The sequence below is a fragment of the Thioalkalivibrio sp. ALE10 genome (assembly GCF_000381385.1).
Classification (GTDB): domain Bacteria; phylum Pseudomonadota; class Gammaproteobacteria; order Ectothiorhodospirales; family Ectothiorhodospiraceae; genus Thioalkalivibrio.
Genome location: NZ_KB906459.1, coordinates 1 through 15,640 on the forward strand (window position 1 = coordinate 1; position 15,640 = coordinate 15,640).

Annotated in this window: 12 protein-coding genes and 1 pseudogene; 9 read left to right on the forward strand and 4 right to left on the reverse strand. The window is 66.5% G+C overall.

The features are described 5' to 3' along the window. From F788_RS14085 to F788_RS0112510, 9 genes and pseudogenes are all read left to right on the forward strand, one after another. Nucleotides 1–615, forward strand: a pseudogene (locus tag F788_RS14085) (type VI secretion system tip protein VgrG); the annotation flags it as partial. Then, nucleotides 612–1,529, forward strand: a complete 918-nt coding sequence (locus F788_RS0112475; protein ID WP_019590372.1) for a DUF4123 domain-containing protein — start codon at nucleotides 612–614, stop codon at nucleotides 1,527–1,529. The pseudogene F788_RS14085 and the gene F788_RS0112475, both read left to right, overlap by 4 nt. Then, the gene (locus F788_RS0112480) at nucleotides 1,526–4,966 is read left to right on the forward strand and encodes a toxin VasX (RefSeq protein WP_231372055.1); all 3,441 of its coding nucleotides are present in this window, start codon (nucleotides 1,526–1,528) and stop codon (nucleotides 4,964–4,966) included. The genes F788_RS0112475 and F788_RS0112480 overlap by 4 nt, the downstream gene beginning before the upstream one ends. A 19-nt stretch (nucleotides 4,967–4,985) precedes the next feature. Beyond that, nucleotides 4,986–6,317 (forward strand): hypothetical protein, encoded by a 1,332-nt coding sequence (locus tag F788_RS0112485; RefSeq protein WP_019590374.1) that lies wholly within the window; start codon nucleotides 4,986–4,988, stop codon nucleotides 6,315–6,317. Between the two features lie 142 nt (nucleotides 6,318–6,459). Continuing rightward, entirely contained in the window at nucleotides 6,460–6,657 is a 198-nt protein-coding gene (locus tag F788_RS0112490; protein WP_019590375.1) for a hypothetical protein, read from the forward strand. A gap of 21 nt (nucleotides 6,658–6,678) precedes the next feature. Continuing rightward, nucleotides 6,679–8,013 carry a hypothetical protein gene (locus F788_RS0112495; protein ID WP_019590376.1) on the forward strand — a complete coding sequence of 445 codons (1,335 nt, stop codon included), beginning with the start codon at nucleotides 6,679–6,681 and terminating at the stop codon, nucleotides 8,011–8,013. A gap of 99 nt (nucleotides 8,014–8,112) precedes the next feature. Continuing rightward, nucleotides 8,113–8,484, forward strand: coding sequence for a hypothetical protein (locus F788_RS14175; protein WP_231372056.1), 372 nt, complete (start codon nucleotides 8,113–8,115; stop codon nucleotides 8,482–8,484). Next, complete coding sequence (locus F788_RS0112505) at nucleotides 8,481–9,512, forward strand: hypothetical protein (protein ID WP_019590378.1); 1,032 nt, start codon at nucleotides 8,481–8,483, stop codon at nucleotides 9,510–9,512. The genes F788_RS14175 and F788_RS0112505 overlap by 4 nt, the downstream gene beginning before the upstream one ends. 16 nt (nucleotides 9,513–9,528) lie before the next feature. Then, the gene (locus tag F788_RS0112510) at nucleotides 9,529–10,185 is read left to right on the forward strand and encodes a hypothetical protein (protein ID WP_231372061.1); all 657 of its coding nucleotides are present in this window, start codon (nucleotides 9,529–9,531) and stop codon (nucleotides 10,183–10,185) included. Here the strand turns inward: F788_RS0112510 and F788_RS13800 are convergent. The 4 genes from F788_RS13800 to tssM form a co-directional block, all read right to left on the reverse strand. Then, nucleotides 10,142–10,438, reverse strand: coding sequence for a type VI secretion system PAAR protein (locus tag F788_RS13800; protein WP_026332787.1), 297 nt, complete (start codon nucleotides 10,436–10,438; stop codon nucleotides 10,142–10,144). The genes F788_RS0112510 and F788_RS13800 overlap by 44 nt on opposite strands. A 126-nt stretch (nucleotides 10,439–10,564) precedes the next feature. Beyond that, nucleotides 10,565–11,083: an Hcp family type VI secretion system effector gene (locus F788_RS0112520; protein ID WP_018870968.1), complete on the reverse strand. Its 519-nt coding sequence runs from the start codon at nucleotides 11,081–11,083 to the stop codon at nucleotides 10,565–10,567. A 320-nt stretch (nucleotides 11,084–11,403) separates the two neighbouring features. Beyond that, on the reverse strand, nucleotides 11,404–11,994 hold the full coding sequence (locus F788_RS0112525; protein WP_018870967.1) for a GNAT family N-acetyltransferase: 591 nt from the start codon (nucleotides 11,992–11,994) through the stop codon (nucleotides 11,404–11,406). Continuing rightward, the gene (gene tssM / locus F788_RS0112530) at nucleotides 11,978–15,625 is read right to left on the reverse strand and encodes a type VI secretion system membrane subunit TssM (protein ID WP_019590381.1); all 3,648 of its coding nucleotides are present in this window, start codon (nucleotides 15,623–15,625) and stop codon (nucleotides 11,978–11,980) included. The genes F788_RS0112525 and tssM overlap by 17 nt, the downstream gene beginning before the upstream one ends. Nucleotides 15,626–15,640 lie beyond the last annotated feature (15 nt).

The following is a 15,640-nucleotide window of genomic DNA, read 5'->3' on the forward strand; positions in this document are numbered from 1 at the left end:
CTGCGCTTCGACGACGCCCGCGACGCCGAACAGATCCACCTCCACGCCCAGCGCGACCTCGACCTGATCACCCGCAACGACCGCAGCGAGACCATCGAACGCCACAGCCACCTCGGCGTCCACGGCGACCGCCTCGCCGAGGTCCGCGGCAACGAACACCTCACCGTCCAGGGCGAACGCCGCGAACACACCGCCGCCGACCAGCACCTCACCGTCGACGGCACCCTGCACCAGCGCTTCGGCACCGCCCAGCTCGTCGAGGCCGGACGGGAGATCCACCACGCCGCCGGCACGAAGATCGTCCTCGACGCCGGCGCCGAGATCACCCTCGAAGCCGGCGGCAGCTTCATCAAGATCGACCCCTCGGGCGTCACCGTCAGTGGCCCGACGGTCCGCCTCAACTCCGGCGGCAGCCCGGGCTCCGGCTCCGGGCAGGCCGCCCGAACACCTGCGTTACCTGAGGATGCGAAAACACGTGAACCTGCGGTTGCGCAGGTAGGTACGGAGCCTGACGGGCCCCGCATCGAACCGGCTCGCCAGGAGGCTGCCCTGCGCGGGGAAATGGCTCTGACCCAGCCCTGCACACCTGCCGGCGATGACCAGGGATCGGCATGACCATGGAAACACTCCGCATTGGTGCGCCACCAACGGGGACGTCCCTCGGTGACGGGAGACACTACCTGCTGCTAGACGGCATCGCGCTGGAGCCTCTGGAGCGGTGGCTCTACGAGCATCTCGATGCCCCCCTCCATGAGCCGCTGTACCTGCATACCCCCCTGGCGGAGTGTCGAAACATATCGCCATGTCTGGTGGCCCTGGAAGGGGATAGCCCCCTCTGGGACTCCTTCCTGAAACGGGGCGCGGCAGAGGGCTGGGGCTGGCTCATGGCCAGCGACTTCTCGTTGCTCGAAGTGGCGGAGCACCTGCGCTGGCTGTTGTTCGTCGAGCACCCCGAGCAAGGTGAGAACATTCTGCGAGTGGCCTCGCCCCGGGTCATGCAGTGTCTGCTCGAGGCCGAACCCGAGCCATCACAAAGCCCTCTCCTTGGCGTGATAGAAGCGCTATGGCTGCCCACGGACGAAGACGGCAACGTCACCTGGCGACACTTGACCCGCGACCGGGGCAACAGTCACCCCGGGGCACCGACACCACCGCGGGAGCGCTTCAGCCTGCAGCCGGCGCATCTCGAGTCGCTCAGCCGCATTCCCTGGCAGCGGTTTGCCGGAGAGCTGGCACAACACCTCGAGACGTTTTTTGCCGACGGCCCTCTGCTCAGGGAATGCGCGACAGCCACGGCGGCCGCCCGGCGGGTCATCGATGCCATACGAGACCTGGGGTTCGCCGGTCGGCGCGCCCACTACCACATGGCCAACATCCTGGGTGCCCACGGTCAGGCGGCCCTGGATGCACAGCGCATGCCGGAGCTGGCTCGCCTCCTGACCCAGACCGACGACCGCCCCCCCATGGAACGACTCAAGGCCGCCCTCGCCGAGGCCCAGCGGCTTGCGAGCAGGGAGAACAGTGCATGAGTAGCGATATGGAAGCCGCCAACCGCGTCGCCGACAGTCAGAACGACAACGACCCGGGCGAGGAACAGGGCCTGTGCCCCATTACGCGAAGCGACCTGCAACTGGTTCCGGTGCGCTACGCCCTGGTCGAGTCATCGGAGGCGGAGCGGGCATCGGACACCCCGGGCTTTGCCCCGCTGCACGACGGCAGTTTCCGGCGTTGCGGCGTTCGTCCGGTCCATGAGGGCTGGCTCTACCTGGTCCACAGTTCCGCGCCGGACGAGTTGCAGGTCTTCCGGGTCAAACCCGATGGCAGCGGTGATCCGATCATCGTCGAACGCAAGGGCAGCATCCAGGTGCTGTTCAGCCCGGTGGAGCTCACCGACGTGCATCAGTCGATGCTGCGGCAGGCGGCCTTTCGCGATCAGGTCATGACGCGGGTGAATGTCGGCGCCTACTGCCCGGGGAACGGCACCGCCCATCTGCTGGACCCCGAAGCGTTGAAGGATGTCCTGGCGGACGATTACGGTGAACCTCGCCCGACGCCGGCCGCCCCGGTCCCGGACAGCGGCGAGCCCCTCGACCCGGGCAGCTATCCCTGGTGCGAAACCGAAGGCGAACACGGCGAATGGCGCCTTGCCCGTGCCGCGGAGATCAAGGCGGCGATTCAGGGAGGCTACCAGCAGGACAGTGCCTGCTTGCTGGTCGACGACATCGCCGGGCGCATCAAGGACCTGGCCCAGGCCTGGGCCTGCCTGGCGGAACAGCAGGGCAACTGGCTTGCCGAGCAGGAAACCCCGCTCTTCGCCGCCCGAACCATAGAGGGGCTGATGACGCTGAACTTCGAGCCTCACGTCGGCAATGCGGGGGAGGGCAACGTCCCCGACTGGCTGGGGAATGCGGGCGATACCGAGCGGGATGACCTCCAGCGTCTTGCCGAGCTCTTTGCCCAGCATCGCGAAACCCGTGAGGACGCGGTCGCCAGTTCCGGCGGGCACCCGGGGCTTATTGCCAGGCATCTGGCACCCATCGAAGACGACATCACGGCGTTGAGCGAACAACTGGCCGAAAGACTGGGCACCATGCCCGAGCAGGTGGAAGACTTCGTCGAGCGCGCTGAGCGGGATCACTTCCGCGAGGTGATCGGCGGCCACTACGCCCTGGCGCCCAAGGGCATCGTCGATGTGATCCGCCAGAGCGAGATGGCGGACTACCTGGCCCATGCCGATCGACTCGAGGCGCAGTGGCAGCACGACTATCAAAGCATCGGCACCGATCTGGCGGCCATTCTGGAGACCTGGCATTCCCAGGCGCTGCTGCTCGACCGAGAGGAAGAGCGCCACATCGTGCTGGCCTGCCTGCTGGAGAAGCAGGCCGTGGAAACGCTGCTGGCCTGCGGCCAGGAGGCCTTCCTGGCGCGTTACTACGCCGGCAACGCCCCGGCAACGGCGCACCTGATGCACTTCGTGCCTACCGAATCGTTCATCGAGACATTCCTGTCACAAGGGAGTGGCATTCAGAAGGCCCTGTCCCAAGCGGCATCACTGATCGGCGCCGAAGGCGCGTTGGCCCGCTACCAGCAGTGGCGGGATACGGTGGAGCAACAGACCGGGCTTCGCTTTCGCAGCGTGGCGGGCCTTTCCGACGAAGCCCGAACCGCCATCGCCGGCGAAGTGCAGCTCAAGGAGAAGCTGCTGGGGCAGGCCGTCGTCAACACGCTGCTCGACGAGGTCCAGGACATCGATCTCGGGCCCCGTATCGCAACCCTCGCTTCCCGGTTGCCGGAAGGGCAAAGGCTGATGTTCGCCGAACGCCTGGGCCTGCTGGAGCTGGGCTGGGACATCCCCGATCAATCGGCGCTCGGCCGCATCCAGCAGGCGCTGGACGACACCGATACGGCCATGACCCGGCTGACCGCGCTGGAACAGGAACTCGAACAACTCCGGCGAGAACGCCAACAGGAGATGGCGCGCGCCTCAAGGCGGGGCACCCGCCAGGCCCATCGCCGGGCGGCCGACCAGTTCAACGCCCGCAAGATCCGGGAGGCCCAGGCGGACATCAACCGGCACCAACGCCTGCTGGGCGAAGCACTTGACGCGCTCGCCGAACACAGTTTCCCGATCGACCAGGACAACGGCCACGCCCTCAAAGTCGGCGGCCTCAGCATGGCCGCCACCCGTGCGGCCCTGGCGGAACGTGCCGCCGACCGGGAAATCGCCCGCCAGCCAAGAGCCACCCTGCACGCCACCCTGAACACCCTGGTGCGCGACGAGCAGGGCGAAATATCCACGGGTCGCAGCCTGGGGGTGCTGGTCAACGGCAGCCTGTCCGTGCTGGGCATGATCATGGCGGGCGTGGCGCTGCGAGACATGCTCAACGCCAAGGCACAGGCAGATGTTCTCGAGCACCTGAACAGAATGGTTGCCAACGTGTCCGGGGCCGCTGCAGGAGTCATGGCGATCCGGGAAATGATCATCGACGCCCGCCACCGCAACCTCTACCAGGGGCGCGGCTTCCAGCAGGTGGCCCTGGCCGAGACGCGTGCGGCTGCCGGCAGCCCCGCGCAACTGGAGCGCTGGGCCAGGGTGGCTAATGGGGCGATGGGGATGGTAGCCGGCCTGGGTGGCGCTGCGGGTTTCCTGGAGCTACTCAGGCAAGGCCAGCGCATAAATCGCGCAGACACCGACGCCGAGCGACTGGCCTCACAGGTTGCCTTTACAGGTGCCGTCGGAGTCGCCGGTGGTGGCTTCTTTATCGGCGGAATGAGCGCCCTTGGCCGGATACTGGGCAAGCCCGCCGTCGCCTGGCGACTGCTGCTGCTGAAATTCGCCGGCCCCGCGGGCTGGGTGGTGGCGGTCGGCACCGCCCTGCTGATCATCGGCGAGGCCCTCGCCAACCGCTTCTCGTTGAGCCCCGTGCAGCGCTGGTGCCAGCGCAGCCACTGGGGGCGAGAGGACGCAGGCTGGGATCGCGAGGCCCACGAGCGGGCACTGGCCCGACTGGGCGATACCGATCTCAGGGTGGAACGCCAGGGGCAGGCCGAGCCCCATGGCGGCCCGGGACCCGGCCCGGCAGCAACTGACCTCGCCATCCGCATTGGGCTGCCCGGGCTTGACGCCCCCAGTGCCGAAAACCTTGCAGTGGGCCTCTGGGGCGTCACCCCGCACCTCAAGGGAATGACCCGGGACTTACTCGAACATGCCGAGCTCGAAACCCGGGGCTCGAGCTATACCCTGCACTACCATTTCGATCCCGAGGCATTGGCCGACTGCCACGAGTTCCGCCTGGTCCTCCGCACCAAAGGCCCCGAGGGGGGTACCACCCGGGTATTCCAGCTGCATCGCCGCGGCACGTCGCTCTCCGACGCGTGGAAGGAGCTCGCCGCCCTCGGCGATCGCCGCCTCACCCGCCATCAGGTGGGCAACTGGCCGGACATGCCCCTGACGCCCTGGTCATAACAACAAGGGAAAACCCCGCATGCCCAAACCGACCAAAGACGAATCGTTGCCCCCCATGCGCGCCGGCGAGCGGGAAAGCCGCGCCGGCGGCGAGCAGTACTGCCTCAGCCCCCTGCCGGTCCCCACCGACAGCGAACACGGGGTGGACGTGGCCCACATCGACGTGCGCCATGACGAGGCCACGATGGACCTGCGCCAGGGCGCCAGCCCTGAGAGCCTCCTGATTACGGGGCATGTCTTTAGTGTTGGGTTGGTGGCAATTGGCGGACTGGCTCTCATTTTTTTGCTGAGTGCCGTATACAAGGGTTCACTGCCCCTGGAATTGGTTGCAGGGGGCCTGGGCAGCATTTACGCGGTTATATTATTTCCTCTGTTCGCGGGCATTCTCTATCCCGATGTCGTACTGAAACGCATCCCGCCCATTCGCCTGCACCGACAACGCCGCGAGGTGGCCTTCGTGGTGGATGCCCCCGGAAGGCGCTTCTGGCTGCCCGATCCGACCAACATGTGGTTGATGGCAATTTCCGGTGCCATTGCCATGCCGACCGGCATCATGATTTTTGTGGACATGTTCGAGTGGATGACGAATCCGGAAACGGCCTTCCCACTCAAGGTCCTGCTGATCCACATCGCCTCTTTGGCCTTTCTTCCCCTCTACCCCCACTTTTATGACTTCTGCCGCAAGCTGGTCGGCCAGCAGCGCCAGACGGTGCTCGTACCCTGGGAGGACGTGATCGCGGTCTGCGGGTTCAACCCCAGCCTCAGCGCCGGCGGGGTGACCGGCTTCGGCTGGAACTTCGCCCTGATGCCGCCCGATCCCGAACGACCCGGCTACACCCTGCCCGGGGCCGGCATCATCGTCGGGGTCGGCGGCCTGCCCGGCGCGCTGGCCCAGTGGGAGTACATCCGCCGCTTCATGGAGGAAGGGCCCGAGGCGATCACGCCTTCGGCCCAGGAGTGGGGCCTGGAGTGGTACGACGCCCAGGTGGCCCGGGAGCGGGAACGCTACGAGCGCACCCACGACAAGCGCCGCTGGCAGCGCTTTCGCCGCGAGCAGTGGTGGAACCATGCCCGCTTCGCCCACTGGTACACCGAGTACCGAATGAAGCATGTGCTGCCCCGGGCCGTGCCCAAAGACTGGCTCGCCGAGTGGTCCCGACCGCTGCCCAAGGCCCAGTGGGCCCGGCCCTCCCGACCCCTGACCGAGCTCAGCGAACACCTGCGCGCCGCCTACCAGCGCGGCGAGCCGTTCATCGAAATGGGCAATGTCGAAGACCGCTTCGGCGTCGAGGTCGAGCCAACACCGCGCAAGGCCTACCCCACACTGCCATTCGCCGCCAACGCGGCCTGACCGGAACAACCATGCACAGGCTCAACACGACCGCCTCAAATACTACCGCCCGTTCGGCCGGGTCATCCGCACGAAATGCCCCGAGGGGGGCACCAGCCGAGGCTCTAGCTATGCCCTGCACTACCATTTCGATCCGGAAGCATTGGCTGACTCCCGCGAGTTCCGCCTGGTCATCCGCACCAAAGGCCCCGAGGGGCACACCACCCGGGTATTCCAGCTGCATCGCCGCGGCACGTCGCTGTCCGACGCGTGGAAGGAGCTCTCCGCCCTCGGCGATCGCCGCCTCACCCGCCATCAGGTGGGCAACTGGCCGGACATGCCCCTGACGCCCTGGCCGTAAGAACAAGGTACAGGAGGCCCAATGCCCAAACCGACCACAGACGAATCGTTGCCCCCCATGCGGGCCGGCGAGCGGGAATGCCGCGCCGGCGGTGAGCAGTACTGCCTCAGCCCGCTACCAGCCCCCACCGACAGCGAACACGGGGTGGACGTGGCCCACATCGACGTGCGCCACGACGAGGCCACGATGGACCTGCGCCAGGGCGCCAGCCCTGAGAGCCTCCTGATTACGGGGCATGTCGCGAGCGGGTTGGGGATCTTTATTCTTGGCATCGGGGCATTTCTGTTACTGCTGGCTTTCTTTGGGGGGGGGCTGCCATTGGCAACCATCCCATGGTGGTTTGGGGTGGCTTATGGCATTTCGCTGTTTCCTTTTTTCACCGGCATTCTCTTTCCCGATGTTGTACTGAAACGCATCCCGCCCATTCGCCTGCACCGACAACGCCGGGAGGTGGCCTTCGTGGTGGATATCCCGGGAAGGCGCTTCTGGCTGCCCGACCCAACCAACATGTGGCTGATGGCGATTAATGGACCCATCGCCATGGTCACGGGGTATTACACCATATGGGAGTTTGCCGAGTTCCTACGCCCCGGGGTCGAAGCCGCATTTCCGATCAAGATGCCGCTTCTGCACATCGCCTCTCTGGCCTTTCTTCCCCTCTACCCCCACTTCCATGACTTCTGCCGCAAGCTGGTCGGCCAGCAGCGCCAGACGGTGCTCGTACCCTGGGAGGACGTGATCGCGGTCTGCGGGTTCAACCCCAGCCTCAGCGCCGGCGGGGTGACGGGCTTTGGCTGGAACTTCGCCCTGATGCCGCCCGATCCCGAACGACCCGGCTACACCCTGCCCGGGGCCGGCATCATCGTCGGGGTCGGCGGCCTGCCCGGCGCGCTGGCCCAGTGGGAGTACATCCGCCGCTTCATGGAGGAGGGGCCCGAGGCGATCACGCCTTCGGCCCGGGAGTGGGGCCTGGAGTGGTACGACGCCCAGGTGGCCCGGGAGCGGGAACGCTACGAGCGCACAAACGACCAGCGCCGCTGGCAGCGCTTTCGCCGCGAGCAGTGGTGGAACCATGCCCGCTTCGCCCACTGGTACACCGAGTACCGAATGAAGCATGTGCTGCCCCGGGCCGTGCCCAAAGACTGGCTCGCCGAGTGGTCCCGTCCGCTGCCCGAGGCCCAGTGGGCCCGGCCCTCCCGGCCCCTGACCGAGCTCAGCGAACACCTGCGCGCCACCTACCAGCGCGGCGAGCCGTTCGTGGAGATGGGCAATGTCGAACAACGCTTCAGCGTCGAGGTCGAGCCGCCACCGCGCAAGGCCTACCCCACACTGCCATTCGCCGCCAACGCGCCCTGACCGGAATAACCATGGGTATGGCTAAAAGGAACATGGTGGAGCCGTTGGCCGCCCGCTCGTCGCGGGACCGGATGAGCGACCTCAGCGCCTGGGCTATCGGTGCCCACGCCCTCCACGCCTGCCTCCAGGCCCTGCACGTCGGTCGGGCCACCCGAGCCGCCAGCACCCCGCTTCCAGCGCTACCTGCCCGACGGGCGCGAATACTACTTCTGGATCGATCGCTCGCTGCCCGACATCGAGCGCAGGGGCGGGCACTGCCACATCCACAGACAGACAATCACGGTCCGCGTGCAGTGGCGCCGCAACACCGAAAACGACGACCTGCCGCGCGTCCTGCCCGCGCCAGGCCCCACCGAACCCCGGCCGGACGACCTGCTCACGCCCGACTTCGAACGGACCGGACAGCCCGGGTGGGCCGACGAACGGACCTACCCGGCCGACGACGGCAAAGACGACCGCGAGACCGCATGAACAACCTCGATCCCATCACCTACGCGGACACCGCCTACACCGCCGAACAGGCCCACTGGCCCCGCCCCGAGCCCGACCAGCGCTCGCGGCGGTTCCGCATGACCGCCGCCAGCGGACAGCAACTCCCCCGCCGGTGCCCCACCGTCGACCTGTTCCCCATGAACGAACTGCAAAAGTTGCCGCCACGGAAACTTCGCGAGTTCGAGGCGGAAATCGCCGAGGAACCGGAAGGAAACACGCCGCGACCGAAGGAGCGCCCCAATCACCCCATCCGCTGGGACGAGGAGTGCCTGCGCCACACCTCCCTCTCCCGACTCAACTTCATCGTCGGCTTCATCCGCCTCCTCGGATGGGCCGGCGTCGTCGGCGTGACTCCGATCATGGCACTCGCTTCGGTCCTTGCCATTTTTCTCTTGTACGACCCCCAGGAAGTTGAGAATTTCTGGTCCCACGCCACCACATTCTTCTACTGGGAAATCACCTTCTGGGCCGCCGTGGTCTCCCCCGTGCTCTGGGGCGGCGCCAACCTGATCTACCGCCTGTTCCCCTCCGTCGGCGGCCTCCAGCGCGGCCCTCAGTGGGAGCTCAACCGCCGCACCGGCAACGTCATCGTCTACGACAACCCGAGACGCCGCAAAACCGCCTGGAAGATCCTGCACGAACGCCCGTTCCGCGAGTTCGACTGCCATCTGCAGAGCACCCCCAGCCACCAGGGACTGCCCCAGTACACCCTCAGCCTCGTCCACTACAGCCAGGACATCCACGTCCCCATCGCCGGCATGTTCGGGGCCACCGGCCACGTCGACCAGCGCGCCGCCTGGGACATGATCCAGCGCTTCATGGATACCTCCCAACCCCTGCCCGACACCCCCATGTGGGAAAAGTTTCGCCCGCTCGACCCCACCACCCTCGAGCATGACCGCCAGACCGGCCGCCCCCCGCGCTACTGGCGCGACATGGACGACGAGACCTTCAGCCAGGTCCTCCACGAACACCAGGACCGACTCAACATGCACTACCGCCGCTGAGCCCGCACCGTTGAACATGCAACTCGCACCCGACTCCATGTCGCCGGTCGCCCGCGTCGGCTCCGTGTCCGAGATCACGGCGCACTCGCTGCTGCGCCACTCCGCCGCGCATCCGCCCGCCCTCGAGCCGGACTCGGCGGGGCCGCTCGTGCCGGCGCGCTTCGATGACGATGCCGACCGCGCCAACCGCCGCGTAACCGTGCGCAGCAACCTCCCCGGGCTGGCGCCCGACTGGGATCCGTTCGCGGCCTTCCGCCTGAGCACTCGCACCCGAAGCGTCGAGCAGGCCAACGATGCACCCGTCGGAGCGCCGGAGGAGTCCATCGGGCAACTCCTGACACCCCGCTTCCAGCGCTTCCTGCCCGACGGGCGCGAATACTACTTCTGGATCGACCGCTCGCTGCCCGACATCGAACACAGGGGCGGCCACTACCACATCCACAGACAGACGATCACGGTCCGCGTGCAGTGGCGCCGCAACACCGAAAACGACGACCTGCCGCGCGTCCTGCCCGCGCCTGCCCCCACCGAACCCCGGCCGGACGACCTGCTCACGCCCGACTTCGAACGGACCGGACAGCCCGGGTGGGCCGACGAACGGACCTATCCGGCCGACGGTGGTGGGACTGTCAGGATCCGCTCACAACGCCACTGCCGCCCCCACCCACCATGACGCCACCACAGGACACCGGGTGGCCCGTCAGAGCGACAGGGCGGCCATCCACCAGCACCGTGGAACCGCCCGGAGCAATGTTGCGGGTGTGGGTGGACTTGCCGGATTTCTTGTGCGGGGCCAGCGGGTCGCCCTCGCGCGCAACCGGGCGTCCGTTGACGAAGACCGAGGGACTGCCCGAGATCACGGGCGTTGGCGGGTAGCCGTCATGCCCGGTATCCAGGTCTCCCACGACCATGATCGTTTTGGACATGGTTCCTTCTCCCTTGTATTGGCTATCCAGACTGCATAGCCCCCGGCACCACGAGAGTCCATCGGCGGCCATGACAGCGTTTGATTCGAGGGTCGAGGCCGCCCTTCCGGGCGGCCTCGATCCGGATCAGGACTCCTCGGGCGAACGCCAGTCGTCGGTACCGGAGGTACCGGCCACTGTGTGCTCCCAGTCGACCTTGCGATAGGCCAGGCTGACGTTCACGAGCTGGGTGAACTCGGCCTTGGATGCGTCCTGCGCGTGCGGCATGCTGAGATCGATGTCCACGATGGTGGCGTCGGTCAGCGTGGTGGTGAAGAAATGCTCCTGCTTGCCGTCCGTGGAGGTGCGGTACCAGCGCAGGTCCACGGACGGCAGGGATTCACCCGCTGCCAGGGCGTTGTAGAGCAGCGGCACGGCCTTGTTCAGGGCGACGGTGACGATCAGCGGCTTGTGCGCGCGCTGACCGGAGGGCTGACCGGATTGCGGATCGGTCGGGACAGTCACCACGTGCTTGACCTCCTGGACAAGCATTTCGTCCTCGTGCCCTTCCACATAGATGTTGCCGACCGAATCGGGGGTGAACGCGCCAGCGGTGATGTTGCCCTGGGTTTGTCCCTGGATGCTGATGTAGCAAGGTGTTGGCATTGTCAGTTCCTTGTGACGTTGGTTGGTGAATGTCCCGGAGGACACCAAACGAAAAGCAGCTTCCGTGCCAATGCTGCCCCGTTCTTTGTGCGGCCTGAAAAACAATAAGTTGTCGCCCCAGTCAACCGAGTCTCCCCTCCCGTGGGCGAAGTCTTGCCCGGCATGGCGAGCAGGATGTTGCCTGCGGGCAACTTGTTACCCGGGCGCCGCACGGCCCCGGACCGTCCGCCCCGCCCCTTGCGCACCGAGGGACGGGGACGGAAACGGCAACAGGTGGAAGCCGGCCGTGCAGCCTGATGCCCCCGACCGGGACAAACCCGTCAGGGTCCCCAGTAGGCCGGTGCTTCGTAATGCATTACGTCCTTTGCATCCGTCCCCTGGCGCTCGAAGCCGGCACCTTCCAGACAACGGGCCGCTGCTTCGCAGACGACAGGCAGACGCGCGACACAGGGTTCCCCCCGAAAGGCCTCCCGGGTCTGTCTTAACAACCGACGGCCATAACCCCGCCCCCGCCACTGCTCGGGCACGCCGAAGAACCGTAGCTGCCACGCCGCTTCCGGTTGCGGCCGGCAGGCGAGCACGAACCCCAGCGGCTCGGTCGGGCGTGGGCACAGGCTCATCAGGCGCCCATCCCAGTGTTCGACCCCCTCATCGGCAACCTGCAGCCAAACGCCACTCTGGACCAGATGCTCCAACGCACGCCGAAACGTTGCGAGCTGTTGCTCTTCACGCAGCACCCAGGGAGAACAGCCTTGGTAATCGGCAAGCCGAACGGTCTCCAGAAACGCGTCCAGCATTTCCGCGGGCACGGGGCGCAGGCCCAACCCGGCCGCAGTGTCCCCGGCAGCCGCCGCGGGCGTTGCATCGCCCTGGCCACGACGCCGGAACCACCCCTCAACGCGTTTCAGCATTCCGGCTTCCCCCGTCGTGGTAAAGCGCTGTCGGCAAGTCGTAGTTCCGTGTCAGAGGCCGGGTGAAGGGGTTCCGGGAGCCCTTGGCGGTGAGCTCGTAGGTCATGTGCCCCCCATCAACGCCGAAGCGAAGTTTCAGCTCCCTTTCCCCGGCGGAGACGATCTCGGCGTGGTCCACCAGACGGAACCATGCCCATGCCCCGCGGAACGACACACTGCGTGGCGAGCGGTTGACCTGTCCCGGTACCAGGGTGATCCGGCTTTCGTTGGTATCGCGAAGGTTGTTGGGCCAGATCATGCGAACCCCTTCCGGCGCACCGTGGCGGTATTCCAGGAGTTGTCCGTCAACGTTGAGAATGCTTCGCCGCTTGTCGCTGCTCAGTGTTACGGGCTCTACAGTGAATTCCACGTCCAGGAGGCCATCACGACCGAAATAGGCTTCGCGAATCCATTGGGCCTGCTCGACCGACCGCAGCACGGCGGGGTTCAGCAGCGAAGCGCCATCCGCATCCTCGAGCAGTTCCGGCCCCTCGTCGATGAACGGCTGCAGCTTGTCCTGGAAGAAACCATCGATCACCCCGCCTTCCGCAAAGAATGCCTCGAAGTCCTCGAGTGCCGCCTCGCGGTCGGCCTCCGGATCGAGGGGATAACGTCCCGCCAGACCGCTCTCGAAAGGGGCCACCACTTCGTCCAGCCATTGCCGCTCGAGATAACGAATCGCCTCGGCGGTGATCAGCTGCCAGCTCTGTTGCGCCAGGTCGTCAAGGAATCGATCAACGGGGGCCGGCAGATCCCCCGCCAGACGCTCGACCGCCTCCACCGGGTCACCGCTCGACAGCAACAGACGGTCGCGTGCGTGCCGGAAGGCCGTACGCCCGGGCTCGCTGGACTGCTCGATCGCCCGAAGGTGATCCCGCAGCTCTGCCACCGCGGCCATCGCGCTTTCCAGGTCACTCGGGTCGTCCTCGTCGGCGCGGCCGACGGCGTGCAGGGCCTCGAAATGCCGGGCAACCTCGCCGGCCAGCTGGTAACGCGGCGAAGTCTTGAGCGCCTCGCGGGCGGCTTCGTCGTCCACCGGCAGGCGCGGGTAGAGATCGGTATGGCGCCCCGCCTCGAGCAACAGCCGATCCAGAGGACGACTCGCCCCCAATAGTGCATCCATCACCACAACGGCGTGGGACACATGCTCGAAATCGACCAGCCGGATGTTGTCCAGGGCCTGACGCCAGGTGACATGGTAATCGGCCACGTAGCGCTCGCGAAGCGCGTCGCGGAGCCGCTCCTCATCCCGGTCGCTGAAGGCGATATCGTCACGTCGGCCCAGAACCCACAGGTCCACCAGCGCCAGTTCGGTGGCCTCCTCGATGTCCTCCAGAAATACTTCCTCGAAGCCCTGCCGGGTCAGCAGCCCGGGGAGCCGAATGCTGGAGACGTCGCCATCCCGCGCCCGAAAGACCGTACTCCACCCGGGTCCGACCCGACGGTCGAGACGCAGTGCCCCGTCGCCACGGGCCTCGCCCTGCTTGCGCAGCAGGGAATAGACCCGTTCGTCAAGCGGCTGACGCGCGAGCACCTGCTGGGCCTCCCGAATACTGCCCTCCACCGGCTCCATCGCCGCCTGCGCACGGGGGTTGCCCTGCGACCACTCCGAGAGGAGATCCGTATGGGCCATGGCGTAATCCATGTGGGCCAGCAGCCGGCGCTGCAGCTCACCCTGGTTGGGGAACTGTCTCTGCCAGCGATCCGCCATGTAGGCATGCACGCGCTCCGGCTGGCGGCCGCTGGCATCGGAGATCATCCGGAGAATCCGCAATCGGGTGAGCTGTTCGTTGCTGCCGGGCGCCGCGGTGTTCATCTCGTCCGCAATACCGATCAACACCGCGGGCAGGAAGTGGTACTGCAACATGTCCAGATAGGCCTGATCGACCATCCGGCCCACGGTATACCCCTGATACAGGCCCATATCCGCCACGGCCGGCCAGCGCTGTCGATAGTCACCGAAAACCGCAGTCGCATCGCGCATCCGGTCCAGCAGATCAACCATGCTTTGCCCGGTGGGGTCGTCACGCTGCATCACCGAGGGCTGTACGTCCATTAGCCCATGGGCCTTGGCTTCCACCGCCTGCAGGGCAAGGGCGTTCTTCTGGTAGAAATGACCCCAGCCCAGCACCAGCGCCAGACCGCCGCCCAGGCACAGCGCAATCGTTGCCCGGTGCACCGTACGACGCTTCGCGACAGCATCGGCCGTTTCTCCGACCAACCCCGCCTCGGGAAACACCACGCGCTGGAGAAGCTGTTCGGAAAAATACGCGACCGAGCGCGCCGCCCTGTATGCCGGACGCGCTTCGCCCTTCATGCGATAACGCGCGCTTGCCGTTTCCGCAAAGGGGTCCACCGGCACGCCCTGTTGATACACGGACGTGAAATACACTCCGCGTACCTGCGGTTCCGTGGCGTATCGTCGGGCGCTGAGTGCTTCCTGGAGGGTCTCGCGCAGCACCTCGCCCAGCCCCGCCAGCTGGCGGGAGAAACGGAACACCGCCTCCCGTTCGGAACGGTCCCGCGACTCCGCCAGCCAGTTCAAAAGCCTTCGGTCGATGCGCTGGACCATCCCTTCGTACTCTTTGGCGAAGGCCTGCTCCCAGTGATCGGGCTGGTCCGCGACTCCGGGCTCGAAGGAGAAGCCCAGTGGCTCGCTGCGGGCATCCCGGCCGTAATGACGGAAGAATTCGTCAAACCCGAAAAGACCGTCCATCTTGGTCAGGACCACGTAGACCGGCACCCGGCTCCGATAGCGGGTTGTCAGATCCTGCAAGCGTCCGCGGACCATCTCGGCCTGTTGACGGCGCTTTGAAGGGTTGGCCGACGCCAGCCACGAAAGATCCAGCACCAGCAGGACCCCGTCCAGGGGGCGCCGGGGCCGCTGGACCCGGATCCAGTCAACCAGGTTGGACCAGAGCCCTTGGGACACCGCGTCCATCGCGTTTTCATCCCTTCCGGAATCGTGTTCGAGCAGGCCCTCTCCAGGCTCGACCAGCACCGCCTGATCACTCACCCACCAGTCCACACGCCGACCGCTGCCTTCATCCTCCTCCGGCTGCAGCACCGTCCGGGTCAGCGCGAAACGCAATCCCGACCGATTGATCAGGCTGGTCTTTCCGCTGTCGTCCGGGCCCAGCACCATGTACCAGGGGAGAGAATACATGGCCCGGCGGCGCCGCCCGAGGTGTCCGCGCAGCTGTTCAAGCCAGCGGGCCAGGCCCTGGGTCTGGTGCTCCACCGCAAGGGCTACCGGGTCGGGCTGGTCAGCCTGTCTGCGTTCCTCGTCAACCGCCTTCAAACGGGCGGCCAGACGCACACCCCATATCACGAGCACCGTTGCGACCACGGCCAGAATCACCGCGAGCCGGTTCGGCCAGGGTGCCAGCGGGTGGCTGTCGCCCACCTGCCAGGCCGGCCCCCATATCCAGATCACGGCCAGCACTGCAGCCAGCATCGCCACGAGCAACCAGAACCAGAGCTTGCCGGAGCCGCCCCCCTGACCCGCCGCCTTCCCGGCCCCACCGATGGCGGACGGCTTGAAGATGCTCCGTGCGAAGCGGGAGATGCCTTTCCTTGCGTGATTCCACATGTGTGCTTCCTGCGT